The sequence below is a fragment of the Streptomyces sp. NPDC007088 genome (genome assembly GCF_042869355.1).
In the GTDB taxonomy this organism is placed as follows: Bacteria; Actinomycetota; Actinomycetes; order Streptomycetales; family Streptomycetaceae; genus Streptomyces.
In genome coordinates, this window is record NZ_JBIAFO010000003.1 from 435115 (window position 1) to 451007 (window position 15893).

General features: G+C 74.2%; 8 protein-coding genes. 7 read left to right on the forward strand and 1 reads right to left on the reverse strand.

The window, feature by feature from the left end; translation table 11 throughout:
- Positions 1-13: 13 nt before the first annotated feature.
- Positions 14-448: a YwqJ-related putative deaminase gene (locus ACFYMP_RS07600; RefSeq protein ID WP_388852305.1), complete on the reverse strand. Its 435-nt coding sequence runs from the start codon at positions 446-448 to the stop codon at positions 14-16.
- A gap of 608 nt (positions 449-1056) precedes the next feature.
- On the opposite strand from ACFYMP_RS07600, the gene ACFYMP_RS07605 reads away from it, so the two are divergent.
- From ACFYMP_RS07605 to mfd, 7 genes are all read left to right on the forward strand, one after another.
- On the forward strand, positions 1057-2067 hold the full coding sequence (locus ACFYMP_RS07605; RefSeq protein ID WP_388852039.1) for an SMI1/KNR4 family protein: 1011 nt from the start codon (positions 1057-1059) through the stop codon (positions 2065-2067).
- Positions 2068-2072: 5 nt separating this feature from the next.
- Positions 2073-4394, forward strand: a complete 2322-nt coding sequence (locus ACFYMP_RS07610) for an SUKH-4 family immunity protein (RefSeq protein WP_388852042.1) — start codon at positions 2073-2075, stop codon at positions 4392-4394.
- A gap of 166 nt (positions 4395-4560) precedes the next feature.
- Positions 4561-5505, forward strand: coding sequence for an LCP family protein (locus tag ACFYMP_RS07615; RefSeq protein ID WP_388852308.1), 945 nt, complete (start codon positions 4561-4563; stop codon positions 5503-5505).
- Between the two features lie 179 nt (positions 5506-5684).
- A complete protein-coding gene (locus ACFYMP_RS07620) occupies positions 5685-6851 on the forward strand; it encodes a hypothetical protein (protein ID WP_388852044.1) in 1167 nt (388 codons plus the stop codon).
- Positions 6852-7623: 772 nt separating this feature from the next.
- Positions 7624-8412 (forward strand): ABC transporter ATP-binding protein, encoded by a 789-nt coding sequence (locus ACFYMP_RS07625; protein WP_388852047.1) that lies wholly within the window; start codon positions 7624-7626, stop codon positions 8410-8412.
- The gene (locus ACFYMP_RS07630; protein ID WP_388852050.1) at positions 8409-10985 is read left to right on the forward strand and encodes an ABC transporter permease; all 2577 of its coding nucleotides are present in this window, start codon (positions 8409-8411) and stop codon (positions 10983-10985) included. The genes ACFYMP_RS07625 and ACFYMP_RS07630 overlap by 4 nt, the downstream gene beginning before the upstream one ends.
- Before the next feature lie 1251 nt (positions 10986-12236).
- Complete coding sequence (gene mfd / locus ACFYMP_RS07635) at positions 12237-15770, forward strand: transcription-repair coupling factor (protein WP_388852053.1); 3534 nt, start codon at positions 12237-12239, stop codon at positions 15768-15770.
- The last annotated feature ends 123 nt before the right edge of the window (positions 15771-15893 follow it).

The window sequence follows — 15893 nt, forward strand, 5'->3', positions numbered from 1 at the left end:
GGCGATGGGGGTGTCAGTCCTGGTCGGTGGTGGGGTCGATGACGCGGACGCCGAAGTGGTCGGCGAGCGCGGTGCAGGAGCGGCAGGGCGGGGCGAAGGCGCCGTGCAGGGGGTCGCCGTCCTCGCGGATGTGCCGGGTGGTGAGTTTGGCGTGTTTGAGGCTTTTGCGGGCTTCGCCGGTGGTCATGGCGCGGCGTGCGGCGCGTCTGGACTTGGCGGTGCGGGCGGTGTCGGCCTCGGTGAGGTGGCGGGAGATGAGGGCGGCTTCGGCGCAGCGGCCGGTGAACCGTTCCCGCTGGGCGCTGGTGAGGGTGGAGAGGAAGTCCTGGACGAGCGGGTGGAGGGTGGGCGGCCGGTCGGCGCGGGCTCCGGTGGCGGTGAGGGTGGTGCCGCGTACGGAGAGGGCGGCGGCGACGGCGGGCAGTATGCCGTCGCGGCGGTGGCGCAGGGTGGGGGGCCGGCTGCCGTCGGCGCTCCAGTCGACGCGGGGGTCGGTGTCGCCGAGGCGGGTGGGGCGGGCGCCGGGCGTGCTGCCGGGCGCGGTTGCCTGGGGGACGGGCGTGGGCGGGGCGGGTCTGCGGGGTCCGCCCGCGGCGGCGGGCGGCGGCGGGGCGGGGTGCGGCGGGGCGGTGCGCGGGTCGGCGGGGGCGGGGCGCGGGGTGCCGTCCGGGCCGCTTGTGCCGGGGTGTGCGGAGGTGAAGACGGCTGGTCCGGGGCGTGGTGTGGTGTCCGCGGGCCTGCTGGTGCTGACGGCCGCCGGGCCGGGTTGTGTGGTGTGCATGGTGGTGCTTCCCCTCCGTACCTTCCCCCGTGTCGTTCTCCGGGACGGGTCCGGGAGAACTCTGACAGCCTGCCAAACGGTGGGGCCTGGGGCGACATCCGGGGCCCGCGGCCGGGGGTACAGCTTTTCATGGTCACAGCGCGGTGTCGGCTGGTCACGCGGGCGACGGCCCGGTGACCGGCGGAGGGTGACCGCATAGGCTGTGCCGACCGCCTTCCGCCGCGGAGGGCGTGTCCGCCGGGTTCGTGACAGCGAGGGTGCAGGGGGCTACCGCCATGACGACAGGTCGGCTCGGGCAGGGGGTGCCGTCCTCGGGCTCCCAGGACGGGGGGCGCGGCGCGCCGCCGAACGCGGCCTACGCGGGGCAGCTCGTGCGGTTTCCCGATCCGGTGCGGGCGGGGCGGCATCCCCGGGGTGTCGCGGTCGACGCCTCGGGTTTTCCGGTGTTCGGGCCGTACGCGCGTGCGGCGGTGGAGATCGAGGAGCCGCCGGCGGGTTTCGGTGTGGACGAGCTGCGGCTGACGGACTACGTGTCGGCGAACGCGGCGATGTCGGCGGCGGGGCACGCGCTGTGGGACACGCTGGGGCCGGTGGCGACGCCGCACGGCTGGACCTGGCACCACGTGGCCGGGGGGCGCCGTCTTGAGCTGGTGCCGGTCGAGGTGAAGGCGCTGTTGCGGCATCACGGGGGCCTGACGACGGCGGCGGTGGACCACGGGCGGCGCGGTACGCGTCCGCTGCGGGAGACGCGTCCGGCGCATTTCGCGCTGCCGAAGAGCCTGGTGTCGGTGACGGAGGCGCAGGTGCTGTCGGTCGAGGAGGAGCTGGGGTACCGGCTGCCCGGCGCGTACCGGTCGTTCCTGAAGGCGGCGGGCGGTTGTGCGCCGGTGGGGGTGGCGCTCGACGCGGAGCTGGGTCTGCTGGTGGATCAGCCGTTCTTCACGGTGCGGGACGTGGCGGACACGAACGATCTGGTGTACGTCAACAAGTGTCTGCGGGACCATCTGACGAAGGACTTCCTGGGCGTCGCGTTCGTGCAGGGCGGTCTGCTCGCGGTGAAGGTGCGCGGGGAGGGGGTGGGCTCGGTGTGGTTCTGCGCTTATGACGACGCGCGGGACCGGGACGGTCTCTCGGTGCAGGAGCGCGCGCGTGACCTGCTGTTTCCCTGCGGGGAGGATTTCGACGTGTTCCTGACCCGGCTCGCGGGCAACCCGCCCGAGCTGGAGACCGTGGCGAATCTGATGGTGGACGGCGGCTTCGCGTACGCCGTCCCGGTGGAGGAGTGAGCGCGGTGGTGACCTTCGCGCAGGCGCAGGAGCGGGCCGAGCAGTGGATCAACGGGGACCTTCCGCCGTATCAGCACCGGCAGGTCCTGGTGCGGGAGTTCGGTCTCGGGTTCGTCGTGTGGGCGCAGGACCGCGAGGGCGGTCCGGTGTCGGACGGCGGCGGGCAGCGGCTGGTGATCGCGCGGGACGGCGGTGAGGCGTCGCTGTGGCCCGCGCTGCCGGTCGGTGAGGTGATCCGCCGGTACGAGGAGGAGTACGGGGTGTTGGAGGGGGCGGCGGAGCCGGCGTCGCCGCCGGAGCGGATCGACCTGAACCAGACCTCGTTCCTGTTGTCGCCGCCGGAGTGGCTTCAGGAGGCCGCCGACAAGCTCGGTATCCCGGACCGGCGTGGCGCGGACCGTGACCGTCCGGCCGCCGCTCAGGGGCCCGCGACGGGTCAGGGTGCCGCGACCGGGGGGCCCGTGGCCGCTTCCGGGGGCGCCGGCCCGGACTCCGCGCCGTCGGCTCCGGCTCCGGCTCCGGCTCCGTCGCCGTCCTCGGCTCCGGCCTCGTCGTCGGCCGCTCCGGCCGGGGGGACGCCGTGGGCGGGGACGGACACGGCTCATGACGGGGACAGCCGTTCCGTGCCGCCGCCGGCGACGGTGTTCGCGCCGCCGCTGCCCGAGGGGGCGGGCGCTGGCCCCGGCCCGGTGGCGGAGGCGCGTACGGAGCTGCTGTCGGGCGGTGCGCCGTACGCGCCCCCGCCGGGCGCTCCCGCTGCCCCCGGTACTCCCGGTGCCCCCGGCGCCTCCCCGGGTTCTTCCGTGCCGGGCGCCGGTGACATCAGTGAGGCCGCGACGAGCAAGGCGCAGCCCCCGCAGCGCCGCGGGGGCGGGTCCTCCGTGCCGCCGCCTCCGGGCGCTCCCGGGGTGCCGGGCGGCGCGGGTCCCGGCCGGCCCGGCCCGTCCGCTCCCTCGGGTCCGCCCGCGCCGGGGACTCCGGCGCAGGGCGTGCACCACGCGGAGACCGTTCTCTCCGAGCCGGGGCAGAGCCTGGGCGGGCGGGGCGGCCCGTCGGCGCCCGGTGCTCCGGGCGGTTTCCAGGCGGCCCCGCCGCCCGCGCCGCCGCAGGCGCCGGGTGCGCCGGGGACGCCGCCGCAAGGCGTGCACCACGCGGCGACGGTGCTGTCGACGCCGGGTTCCGCGACGCCCGCCCCGCCCGGCGCGCCGCTGCCGCCGCCCTCGGGGCCGCCGGTGAGCGGTCCCGGTGCCCCGCCCCCGCCGTCCGGCGCGCCGTACCCGCCGCCGCAGGGCAGGCCGCCGGGACCGGGGACGCCGCCGCCCGGCTACGGCTATCCGCAGCAGCAGGGGCTGCCGACGGTCGGCCCGGGTTACCAGGCCGTTCTGCGCTACCGCGCCCCGGACGGTTCCGAGCAGCAGCTGATCCGGCGTTCGGCGCCGGGCACCCCGCACCCGGAGTGGCAGATCCTGCACGAGCTGCGGGCGATGAACGTGCCGCCGCGGCAGGTGCTGGAGCTGCACACCGAGCTGGAGTCCTGCGAGCTGCCGGGCGCGTACTGCGCGCGGATGATCCGGGAGACCTTCCCGCAGGCGCGGATCACCTCGATCGCCCCGTACGGTACGGACCACGCGAGCCGGCAGCAGGGCATGGCGCAGTTGCTCGCGCACCAGGGGGAGCTGCATCAGGTCGCGGACGGGCCGGCGCGGCCCGCTCCGGTGCGCGCCCCGCTGCCGCAGGTGCCGCCGCTGCCCCCGGTGCCTCCGGAGGGGATCGCGCACGAGCTGGCGCAGGCCTTCGGTCCCCAGGGCCTGTTCCGGTTCGAGGAGCGCGCCGTGTCGCGGCAGGGCGTGCCCGAGCTGGTGGCGCGGACGCTGGTGACGGCGGGGCTGCCCTACGACATGGGTCCGTTCTTCTGGGCGCAGGCCCAGCCGGGCCGTCCGGTGCCGACGCTCGCCGAGCTGGCGCAGGAGCGCGGGGTGCCCGCGGCGGTCGACGCCGGTACGTATCTGGTGATGGGCAGCGACTTCGGCAAGGCGCTCTGTGTGCAGTACGGCACGGCGCACATCGTCGCGGTGCCGGTGGAGGGCGGGCCGAACGGGGCGCCGGTGCCCCCGCAGTTCGTGAACTCGGGGCTCCCTGAGTTCGCGCGCTGCCTCGCGCTGCTGGGCCGCATGTGGCGGCTGCGCTTCGGGCTGACCCCCGAGCAGGCGGGCCGCTGGACGGTCGACTTCCAGGCCCAGCTCGCGGCGCTGGACGCGGCCGCGCTCGGCTCCCCGGAGACTTGGTGGTCGGTGCTGCTGGAGCAGATGTGGGACGGGCTGCTGTGAGCCGGCCGGGGTAGTCCGTGTGAGTGGCCCCACGGGGCGCCCCTCCGGGTGACGGGCGGGGCGCCCCGATCATGCGGTCATGGCTGCTCCCTCCCCGCCCCCGGAATCCGCAGGGCCCCCGCCGCGGGAGCCCGCGGCGCGGCGGCGCAGGCGGCGCTGGCCGTGGATCACGTTCGTGGTGCTGCTCGTCCTCGTCCTGGGCGTCGCCGGGTACGGGACGTGGCTGTACCTCTGGGCGGGGCACCGGCTGCGGACGACGTCCGCCCTCGCCCCGTACCCGGGCCGGCCCGCCGCGAGCAAGGGCGCGGACTGGCTGCTGATCGGTTCGGACAGCCGCTCGGGGCTCAGCGCCGGGGAACGCCGGCGGCTGCACGTGGGCGGCGACGCGGGCCGCAACACGGACACCTTGATGGTCGTGCACTACGGCGACAACGGGCCGTATCTCGTGTCGATCCCGCGCGACAGCTACGTCGCGATCCCCGGGCACGGGAAGAACAAGATCAACGCGGCCTACGCGCTGGGCGGGGCGAAGCTGCTGACCCGTACCGTCGAACAGGCGACGGGGCTGCGCCTGGACCACTACGCGGAGGTCGACTTCCCCGGCTTCGTGGACGTCGTGGACTCGCTCGGCGGCGTACGGATCTGCGTACCGAAGGGCGGGCTGCGCGACAGCCACTCGGGGGCCGACTTCGGCGCGGGCTGTCAGCGGATGAACGGCGTGCAGGCCCTCGCGTACGTCCGTGCTCGCTACACCGACCCGGAGGGCGACCTGGGCCGGGTCAAACGCCAGCGGCAGCTGGTGAGCGCGGTCGCGCACGAGGCGTTCTCCGCCTCCGTCGTGCTGAACCCCTGGGAGCTGGTGCCCTTCCTGCGGACCTCGTTCGACGCGGTCACCGTCGACGACGACACCGACGTGCGGGCGCTGCTCGGCCTCGCTCGCCGGATGCGCGACCTCTCGGACGGCAAGGGCGCCACGACCACCGTGCCGGTCTCCGCGGAGCCGCAGGTCAGTGGGGTCGGCGACGTCGTCGTGTGGAAGGAGCCGGACGCCCGCGCCCTGTTCCGCGCGCTCCGCGAAGATCGCCCGATTCCGGATTCCGACACCAAATGACGCATCCTTGAGCGAATGGATGGGCAGAGTGTCGTGTTATGGGGTGTTCCCCGTGTGTCCAGCCAGAGGTACCCCACCAGGGGTGACAGACAGGTGACCGCGCGTGAGCGGTCCGCGCGGTCGCCGCGCGGGCCGGTGTCCGACGCCCGGTGTCCGACGAGGAGGGGCAGGGAAACGGGATGAGCAGCAGTACCGGGTCACCGCACGGTTTCGCCTTCGTCCCGCCCTCCGTACGCGCCCGCGCCTACCGCCCCGCCGAGGTCGACCCCCGGGTGTCCGCCCTCACCGAGGACCGCGACCTCGCCCGGCAGCGCGCGCGCCGGCTGGAGGGGGTCGCGGCCGAGGTGGCGGCGGAGGCCGCCCGGTCGCGGGAGGCCGTCGCCCGGCTCGCCCCGCAGACGTACGACACGCTCGGCTCCCGCGCCCGCGAACTGCTCGCCCTGACCGAGGAGGAGGTCGCGGCCGTCCTGGACGCGGCCCGCGCCGAGGCCGAGCGGGTCGAGGAGTCCGCCCGCGCCGACGCCGGACGGCTCGCCCAGGAGGCGGCCCGGTACGCGGACGGGGTGCGTGCGGCGGCCGAGGAGGAGGCGGCGCGGCGACTGGCCGCCGCGCACGCGGAGGCCGACGCCGTGCGCCGGTCCGCGCAGGACGAGGCCGACCGGCTGCGCACCGGGGCGCTCGCCGCGCTGCGCGAGGTGCGCGACCGCTGCGAGGAGGCCCTCGCCGGGCAGGAGGCGGACCAGGCCGAGCGCTCGCGGATCGCGCGGGAGCAGGAGGCCGCCGCCCACGCGCGGGCGGAGCAGGCGGCCGCGCGGCGCCTGGCCGATGCGGAGGAGGCCCTGTCCGCCGCCCGCCGTGCCCTCGCCGCCGAGGAGGAGTCGGCCCGGCACCACCAGGAGGACGCCCAGGCCCGCGCCACCGCCCTCCTGTCCCGCGCCGGGGCCCACGCCGACCGCGTCGCCCGCGAGAGCGAGGAACTCCTGCGCGCCCACCAGGAGCGGGGCGAACAGGTACGCGCCCACCTCAGGCACGTACGGGGCAGCCTGGCGGCCCTGACAGGGCGGGGACTGCGGGAGGACGCGCCAAAGGAGGAGGCCGGGGGGCCCGGTCAGGACACGGACAAGGACGGGGAGCCGGTCCGCGCGGCGGGACCGGCTCGCGGGGCGGGAGACGCGGGCGGGACGGACGAGGCGGGGGCGCGGGACCCGGCGGGGGCGCGGGACCCGGCGGGTGCCGCCGGTCCGGCGGAGGCCGGTGGCTCGGACGGGGGCACGGGTACGCCGGCGTCGAGACCGCCCCGCGTGGGCCGGCCCCGGTCGGCGAGCGCGGTGGAGCGCGGCGCCTGACGCGGGGGAGGGTGCCCCTTCCGCGCACTCGGGGACTAGGGGATACGGGGACTCGGGGGTACGGGAATACGGCGGTTTCGGCTGACCCGGCTGACCCGGCTGACCCGGCTGACCCGGCTGACCCGGCGGATTTGGTGGATTCGGTCGGCGGCGCCGGGGCGCCCGGCCGGGGTCCCGCCGTGGCACCTCCCTCATAAGCCGCCCTCCCCCTTGCTTGGTCAACTCCCCCACGCGGCAACTCCCTTACGGGACGGCCCCGCTGGACGCCCGCTGACTGTGCGGGGCAGACGGGCGGCCCTGACCTGCGCCAACGGCAGGAGGCGGCTTTCCGCGCGGGCCCGGGGGAGGAGGTCCGCGCGTCTCGCGCTCCGTCCTTGGGTGGACGGGAGCGGCCCGTGGGGTGGAGTCCCCTAGGTGGAAGTCCGGACCTTGGGTGGGGGGCTGTTCGTCCCGTCGGAGGACGAGGCGGTAAGGGGCGTTTCCCTAGCCTTGTCTCACCGGCCTGGAGGCTGGCCGCAGCACCAGTACTGAGGTTTACCGCAGTAAAAGACTGCGCTGTACCTCAGGGCGCCGGGACGGCCGGACCGAAAGAATCGGAACGCGAGCAGGGGAGTGCGGTTCACGGGGGAAGCCGCACTCTCCTCACCTCCCAGACCTCCCAGACCCTCCCGTGCGAGGCACCGCCCACCCCGGGCCGCGCTGCCGCACACCCTCGTCCGTGACCGGCGTGAGTGACGCACGCCCTCAGCATGACCGACATAGGAGACTTCCAGTGACCACGGCTGTGACCATTCCTCAGCACCACGGTGCGGGCGGGCATGTGGCCGTCGCCGCGCGGGCCCGCCGCGTCGTCAAGGCGTACGGCAGCGGGGAGACCCGGGTCCTCGCCCTCGACGGGATCGACGTCGACATCGAGCGGGGCCGGTTCACGGCCATCATGGGGCCCTCGGGCTCCGGGAAGTCGACGCTGATGCACTGCCTGGCCGGTCTCGACACGGTCAGCTCGGGGCAGATATTCCTCGCCGACACCGAGATCACCGGGCTCAAGGACAAGAAGCTCACCCAGCTGCGGCGCGACCGTATCGGCTTCATCTTCCAGGCGTACAACCTGCTGCCCACCCTGAACGCGCTGGAGAACATCACGCTGCCCATGGACATCGCGGGCCGCAAACCGGACCGGCAGTGGCTGGAGCGGGTCGTGGAGACGGTCGGTCTCGCGGGCCGTCTCAAGCACCGTCCCACCCAGCTGTCCGGCGGACAGCAGCAGCGGGTCGCGGTGGCGCGCGCCCTGGCCGCCCGCCCCGAGATCATCTTCGGTGACGAGCCGACCGGGAACCTCGACTCCCGGGCCGGCGCCGAGGTCCTCGGCTTCCTGCGCACCTCGGTCGACGAACTGGGCCAGACGATGGTCATGGTCACCCACGACCCGGTCGCCGCCTCCTACGCGGACCGGGTGCTGTACCTCGCCGACGGCCATCTGGTCGACGAGATGGTCAACCCGACCGCCGAGCAGGTCCTCGACCGCATGAAGGACTTCGACGCGCGCGGGCGGACGTCATGACCGTGCTCAAGACCTCGATGCGCAACTTCCTCGCGCACAAGGGCCGCATGGTCCTCTCGGCGATCGCCGTCCTGCTGTCCGTCGCCTTCGTGTGCGGCACCCTCGTGTTCACCGACACGATGAACACGACCTTCGACAAGCTCTTCGCGGTCACCTCGGCCGACGTCACCGTCACCCCCGAGGCCCCGGACGGCGGGGACGACGCGACGGGCGGTTCCACCGGCCGGCCCGAGTCGCTGCCCGCCTCCGTCGTGAGCAGGCTCGGCAAGTCCGCGGGGGTGCGGTCCGCCGAGGGCGCCGTGAGCAGCCAGAGCGTCACCGTCGTCAACGACGAGAACGACAACGTGGGCACCACGAGCGGCGGCCCGACGATCGCCGGCAACTGGACCCGCAACGACTCGCGCTACATGGAGATCGCCTCCGGCCACGTGCCGCGCGGACCCGCCGAGGTCATGCTCGACTCCGACACGGCGAAGAAGCACCACCTGAAGCTCGGTGACGAACTGCGCACCATCACGGTGACCGGCGACTTCCGGGCGAGGATCGTCGGGATCGCCTCCTTCACCGTCACCAACCCCGGTGCGTCCGTCTTCTACTTCGACACCGCCACCGCCCAGCGTGAACTGCTCGGCAAAGAAGGGGTGTTCACGCAGGTCAACCTGACCGCGGACCAAGGGGTCAGCGATTCCGCGCTCAAGCAGCGCGCCGCCGGGGCCCTGGGCGCCGGATACAAGCTGCAGACGCAGAAGGAGGCGTCCGACGCCAACCAGGACGACATGGGGTCCTTCCTGGACGTCGTGAAGTACGCGATGCTCGGCTTCGCGGGGATCGCCTTCCTGGTCGGCATCTTCCTGATCGTCAACACCTTCTCCATGCTGGTCGCCCAGCGCACCCGGGAGATCGGCCTCATGCGGGCCATCGGCTCCTCCCGCAAGCAGGTCAACCGGTCGGTGCTCGTCGAGGCGCTGCTGCTCGGGGTGTTCGGCTCGGTCCTCGGGGTCGGCGCGGGCATAGGGCTGGCCGTCGGCCTCATGAAACTCATGTCGGCCGCCGGAATGGACCTGTCGACCCGTGATCTGACGATCGCCTGGACCACCCCGGCCGTCGGCCTGGCCCTCGGCGTCATCGTGACCGTGTTGGCCGCGTATCTGCCGGCCCGCCGCGCGGGCACCATCTCCCCGATGGCCGCCCTGCGGGACGCCGGTACCCCCGCCGACGGCCGGGCCGGCCGGATCAGGGGCGCCGTCGGCCTGCTGCTCACGGCGGGCGGCGCGCTCACGCTGTACCTCGCGACCGACGCGGACAAGGCCAGCGGCGGGGCGCCCCTGCTGGGCCTGGGCATCCTGCTGAGCCTCCTCGGCCTGATCGCGGTCGGCCCGCTGCTCGCGGGAGTCGTGGTCCGCGCCCTGGGCGCGGTGCTGCTGCGGGTGTTCGGGCCCGTCGGCCGGCTCGCGGAGCGCAACGCGCTGCGCAACCCGCGCCGCACCGGCGCCACCGGGGCGGCCCTCATGATCGGCCTGGCGCTCGTCGCGTGCCTGTCGGTGGTCGGCTCCTCCATGGTGGCCTCCGCGAGTGATCAGCTCGACCGGACCGTCGGCGCCGACTTCATCGTCGACTCGACCACCCAGCCGATCGTGCCGAAGGCCGAGAAGGCGGTGGCCGCGGTGGCCGGACTCGACCACGTCACCCGCACCAAGCTGGTCGACGTGCGGATGACCGCCCCCGACGGCAGCAGCGAGAAGACCCGTCTCTCCGCGACCGACCCCGGCTACCGTCAGGACGTGCGGCGCGAGGTCGTCGCGGGTGACCTGGCCGCGGCCTACGGCAAGGACGCGATGTCCGTGGGCGACGACTACGCCCAGGAGCACGGGGTCAAGGTCGGCGACCGGCTGAAGGTGTCCTTCGCCGGAGGGGACACCGCGTCGCTCACGGTCAAGGCCATCACCTCGGACGACACGAGCATCGACCAGGGCGCCCGCTACCTCGCGATCTCCACCCTGAAGGCGCATGTGCCCGCCGACCGGGTCCCGGCGAACGTGATGATGCTCGCGAAGGCAGCCGACGGCAGGCAGGACGCGGCGTACGCCGCGCTCAAGGACGCGCTGCACTCGTACCCGCAGTACGAGGTCCAGAACAGGGCCGACTACAAGCAGACCCTCAAGGACCAGATAGGCCAGCTGCTCAACATGGTCTACGGGCTGCTGGGCCTCGCGATCGTCGTCGCCGTGCTCGGCGTGGTCAACACGCTGGCCCTCTCCGTCGTCGAACGCACCCGGGAGATCGGCCTCATGCGGGCGGTCGGCCTGTCGCGCAGGCAGCTGCGCCGCATGATCCGGCTGGAGTCCGTGGTCATCGCCCTGTTCGGCGCCCTGCTGGGTCTGGGTCTGGGCCTGGGGTGGGGCGCGAGCGCCCAGTCCCTGCTGGCCATGGAGGGGCTCGACGTCCTGGAGATCCCGTGGCCGACGATCCTCGGGGTGTTCGTCGCCTCGGCCTTCGTCGGACTGTTCGCCGCGCTCGTCCCGGCCTTCCGGGCGGCCCGCATGAACGTCCTGAACGCGATCGCCACCGACTGAGCGCGCCGGGCCACCACCCGCGCGGCGGGGCGGGGCGGAGGCACCGCACGGGTGCCGCCCGCCCCTGCCCACCCGCCAGGCAGGCCCCCGGGGGCCGTACGCCCCGTACCCCCTCGGGTACGGGGCGTACGGCCCCCGGGTCTCGGGCACGCCGCTCCGCCCCTGCCCCCCCAACAGCCGGAGGAGCGCCCCTGCCCGGCCCCTCAGGACCCGCCCGCGCCGGGGCGGGCACGGGTGCCTGCGCGATCCCCGGATGCGAGCGCCGTGGCGCGCGGTCCGTACCGAGCGATCCCCACGGGGCCACGGGCCGCCCGCAGACCGCACGGAGTCATCACCCTGCCGGCACCAGCGGGTCCGTGCGCGGGCCGTCCCGAACCAGGAGGGGCCGGAGCGGGTTCGTGCGCGAGCTCCAGCTGTCCACCAGTAGGCCGCAGCCGAGACCGTACGGGGTCTCCCGACGGGCCACACGGAGCCGCAGCAGACCGTGACCGCCCACTCCGCAGGCCGCATGGCGCGCGTCGGCGGGCCGCAGCGGGTCAACCGGAGGCCCACATCGGACCCCCAGCGTGCCCCAGCGGGTAGGTGCGCACGTGGCACACAGCCTGGAGCGGGCCGGGAGGGCTCGTGCGCGGGCCGGAGGGCTCGTGCGCGGGCCGCGCGGCGCCCCGGGCTCCCGGCGCTCCCGGCGGGCCGCGGCAGGTCTCTGCGCGGCCCGCAGCCACCACCCCTCCGTAGCCCCGAGCGCCTCCGCCGGCACTCCGCGCCGCCTCCGTCAGCAGGCCGCGGCCCCCCACCGCCCCGCCCCGCCTCCACAGCCCCCAGCGGCCCTTTCCGCGCTTCCCCGCTGAGGCCCCGGCCCCGAGGCCCCGCGTTGCGGCCCCCCGCAGCCCACGCCGCCACCCCCACCGCACCCACCCGCACCCCACGCCGCCCCCACAGCCCCCAGCGGTCCTTCCAGCGCCCCGCATCGCGGCCCCCCACCCGAGGCCCCCCACCGAGGCCCCCCACCCGAGGCCCCCCCGAGGCCCACCCGAGGCCCCCCACCGAGGCCCCCTACCGAGGCCCCCACCGCCCCGCCCGCAGGCCGTACCCGCTCCGTAGGTCGTACGCTGGGAACCCCCCGGCCCGTGCGCGTGTCGGGCTCTTCGCGATGCCTCGCCGGGGGCGGGGTGGTCCGAGAACCCCCGGGCCGCCCGCCGGGCCCACCGGCCCCTGTCCACCCCGTAGCCGCCAGGACGGAAAGAAGCCTTCATGAGTCTCCACGGTCTCCTCGACGCGGTGGTCGCCGATCCCGCGCTGTCCGAAGCGGTCAAGGCCGCCGCCGACGGCCACCGCACGCAGGCCGACCTAGTGGGCCCGCCCGCCGCGCGGCCCTTCGTGGTCGCGGCGCTGGCCCGGGAGACGGGCCGTACCGTGCTCGCCGTCACCGCGACCGGCCGGGAGGCCGAGGACCTCGCGGCGGCCCTGCGCACCCTGCTGCCCGCCGACGGCGTCGTCGAGTTCCCGTCCTGGGAGACGCTGCCGCACGAGCGGCTCTCGCCCCGCTCGGACACGGTGGGCCGGCGCCTCGCCGTACTGCGCCGGCTCGCCCACCCGCAGACCGACGACCCGGACACCGGGCCCGTCTCGGTCGTCGTCGCCCCCATCCGTTCGGTGCTCCAGCCGCAGGTCAAGGGCCTGGGCGACCTCGAACCCGTGAGCCTGCGGCAGGGGCAGAGCGCCGATCTCGGCGAGGTCGTCGAAGCGCTCGCGGCGGCCGCCTACGCCCGTGTGGAACTGGTCGAGAAGCGCGGCGAGTTCGCGGTGCGCGGCGGCATCCTCGACGTGTTCCCGCCGACCGAGGAACATCCGCTGCGCGTCGAGTTCTGGGGCGACGACGTCGAGGAGATCCGCTACTTCAAGGTCGCCGACCAGCGCTCCCTGGAGGTCGCCGAGTACGGGCTGTGGGCGCCGCCCTGCCGTGAGCTGCTCCTGACCGATCAGGTGCGGGAGCGGGCCGCCGCCCTCGCCGAGGCCCACCCCGAACTGGGGGAACTGCTCGGCAAGATCGCCGAGGGCATCGCCGTGGAGGGCATGGAGTCGCTGGCCCCCGCCCTGGTCGACGACATGGAACTGCTCCTGGACGTGCTGCCCGAGGGCGCCATGACCGTGGTGTGCGACCCGGAGCGGGTCCGTACCCGCGCCGGGGACCTCGTCGCGACCAGCCAGGAGTTCCTGCACGCCTCGTGGGCGGCGTCCGCGACCGGCGGCGAGGCGCCCATCGACGTGGGCGCCGCCTCCCTGTGGGGCCTGGCCGACGTACGGGACCACGCGCGCGAGAGCGGCATGCTGTGGTGGTCGGTGTCGCCCTTCGCGATCGACGAGGAGCTGGGCGCCGACACCCTCAACCTCGGGATGCGCGCCCCCGAGAGCTACCGGGGCGACACGGCCCGCGCCCTCGCCGACACCAAGCAGTGGCTGTCCGAGGGCTGGCGCATGGTGTACGTCACGGAGGCGCAGGGCCCCGCGAGCCGCACCGTCGAGGTGCTGGGCGGCGAGGGCATCGCGGCGCGCCTGGACCCCGACCTCGGGGAGATCTCCCCGTCGGTCGTGCACGTGTCCTGCGGTTCGATCGACCACGGCTTCGTGGAGCCCGCGCTCAAGCTCGCCGTGCTCACCGAGACCGACCTCTCCGGCCAGAAGGCGGCCGGCAAGGAAGGCGCCCGGATGCCGGTGCGCCGCAGGAAGACCATCGACCCGCTCACGCTGGAGACCGGCGACTACATCGTCCACGAGCAGCACGGCGTGGGCCGCTACATCGAGATGGTCCAGCGCACCGTGCAGGGCGCGACCCGCGAGTACCTCGTCGTCGAGTACGCGCCCGCCAAGCGCGGACAGCCCGGCGACCGGCTCTACATCCCCACCGACCAGCTGGAGCAGATCACCAAGTACGTGGGCGGGGAGGCCCCGACCCTGCACCGGCTCGGCGGCGCGGACTGGACGAAGACGAAGGCCCGCGCGAAGAAGGCCGTCAAGGAGATCGCCGCCGACCTCATCAAGCTGTACTCGGCGCGTATGGCGGCGCCCGGCCACGCCTTCGGCGCGGACACCCCGTGGCAGCGCGAACTGGAGGACGCCTTCCCGTACGCCGAGACCCCCGACCAGCTGACGACGATCAGCGAGGTCAAGTCCGACATGGAGAAGACGGTCCCGATGGACCGCCTGATCTGCGGTGACGTCGGCTACGGGAAGACGGAGATCGCGGTGCGCGCCGCGTTCAAGGCGGTGCAGGACGGCAAGCAGGTCGCCGTCCTCGTGCCCACGACCCTGCTCGTCCAGCAGCACTACTCGACGTTCAGCGAGCGGTACGCGCAGTTCCCGGTGAAGATCCGGGCGCTGTCCCGCTTCCAGAGCGACACCGAGGCCAAGGCCACCCTGGAGGGGCTGCGGGACGGCTCCGTCGATCTGGTCATCGGCACCCACCGCCTGTTCTCCTCCGAGACGAAGTTCAAGGACCTCGGGCTGGTCATCGTCGACGAGGAGCAGCGGTTCGGCGTCGAGCACAAGGAGCAGCTGAAGAAGCTGCGCGCCAACGTCGACGTCCTCACGATGTCCGCGACGCCCATCCCGCGCACCCTGGAGATGGCGGTCACCGGCATCCGCGAGATGTCCACGATCACCACGCCGCCCGAGGAGCGGCACCCGGTGCTGACCTTCGTGGGGCCCTACGAGGAGAAGCAGATCGGTGCCGCGATCCGCCGCGAACTGCTGCGCGAGGGCCAGGTCTTCTACATCCACAACCGGGTCGACTCGATCGACCGGGCCGCGTCGGCGCTGCGTGCGATCGTGCCCGAGGCGCGGATCGCCACCGCGCACGGCCAGATGTCCGAAGCGGCCCTGGAGCAGGTCGTCGTGGACTTCTGGGAGAACAAGTTCGACGTCCTGGTGTCGACCACGATCGTCGAGTCCGGTATCGACATCTCCAACGCCAACACGCTGATCGTGGAGCGCGGCGACAACTTCGGCCTGTCCCAGCTCCACCAGTTGCGCGGCCGGGTGGGCCGGGGCCGCGAACGCGGTTACGCCTACTTCCTGTACCCGCCGGAGAAGCCGCTCACCGAGACCGCGCACGAGCGCCTCGCGACGATCGCCCAGCACACCGAGATGGGCGCCGGGATGTACGTCGCGATGAAGGACCTGGAGATCCGCGGGGCGGGCAACCTGCTGGGCGGCGAGCAGTCCGGGCACATCGCGGGCGTCGGTTTCGACCTGTACGTGCGGATGGTCGGCGAGGCCGTCGCCGACTACCGCGCGGAGCTGGACGGTTCCGTCGAGGAGGAGCCGCCGCTGGAGGTCAAGATCGAGCTGCCGGTCGACGCGCACGTCCCGCACGACTACGCGCCCGGCGAGCGGCTGCGCCTCCAGGCGTACCGCGCGATCGCCTCCGCCACCAGCGAGGACGACATCAAGGCGGTCCGCGAGGAACTGACCGACCGCTACGGCAAGTTGCCCGAGCCGGTCGAGAACCTGCTGCTGGTCGCGGGCCTGCGCATGCTCGCCCGTTCCTGCGGGGTCGGCGAGATCGTCCTCCAGGGCAACAACATCCGCTTCGCGCCCGTGGACGACCTGCGCGAGTCGCAGCAGTTGCGTCTCCAGCGCCTCTACCCCGGCACCGTCCTCAAACCCTCCACCCGCCAGGCCCTCGTCCCGCGCCCGAAGACGGCGAAGGTCGGCGGGAAACCGCTGATGGGACGCGAACTCCTGTCCTGGGCGGGCGAGTTCCTGGCCTCGATCCTGGGGTCGTAAGGCTGGCCGACGGGGCTGGGGGCGCGTCCGGGAAGGTTGACGCGCCCCCTCTCCGTCCCCCAATCTTGTCAATGACAAGAAGCGGTGCCGGTACGCGGGTCGGGGGAGACATGGCGGCAAAGA

What these genes read in the sequence shown, in the direction of transcription:
- ACFYMP_RS07605 (WP_388852039.1), top strand. Translation starts at nt 1,057, where the DNA reads ATGACGACAGGTCGGCTCGGGCAGGGGGTGCCGTCCTCGGGCTCCCAG.
- ACFYMP_RS07620 (WP_388852044.1), top strand. Translation starts at nt 5,685, where the DNA reads ATGAGCAGCAGTACCGGGTCACCGCACGGTTTCGCCTTCGTCCCGCCC.
- ACFYMP_RS07630 (WP_388852050.1), top strand. Translation starts at nt 8,409, where the DNA reads ATGACCGTGCTCAAGACCTCGATGCGCAACTTCCTCGCGCACAAGGGC.
- mfd (WP_388852053.1), top strand. Translation starts at nt 12,237, where the DNA reads ATGAGTCTCCACGGTCTCCTCGACGCGGTGGTCGCCGATCCCGCGCTG.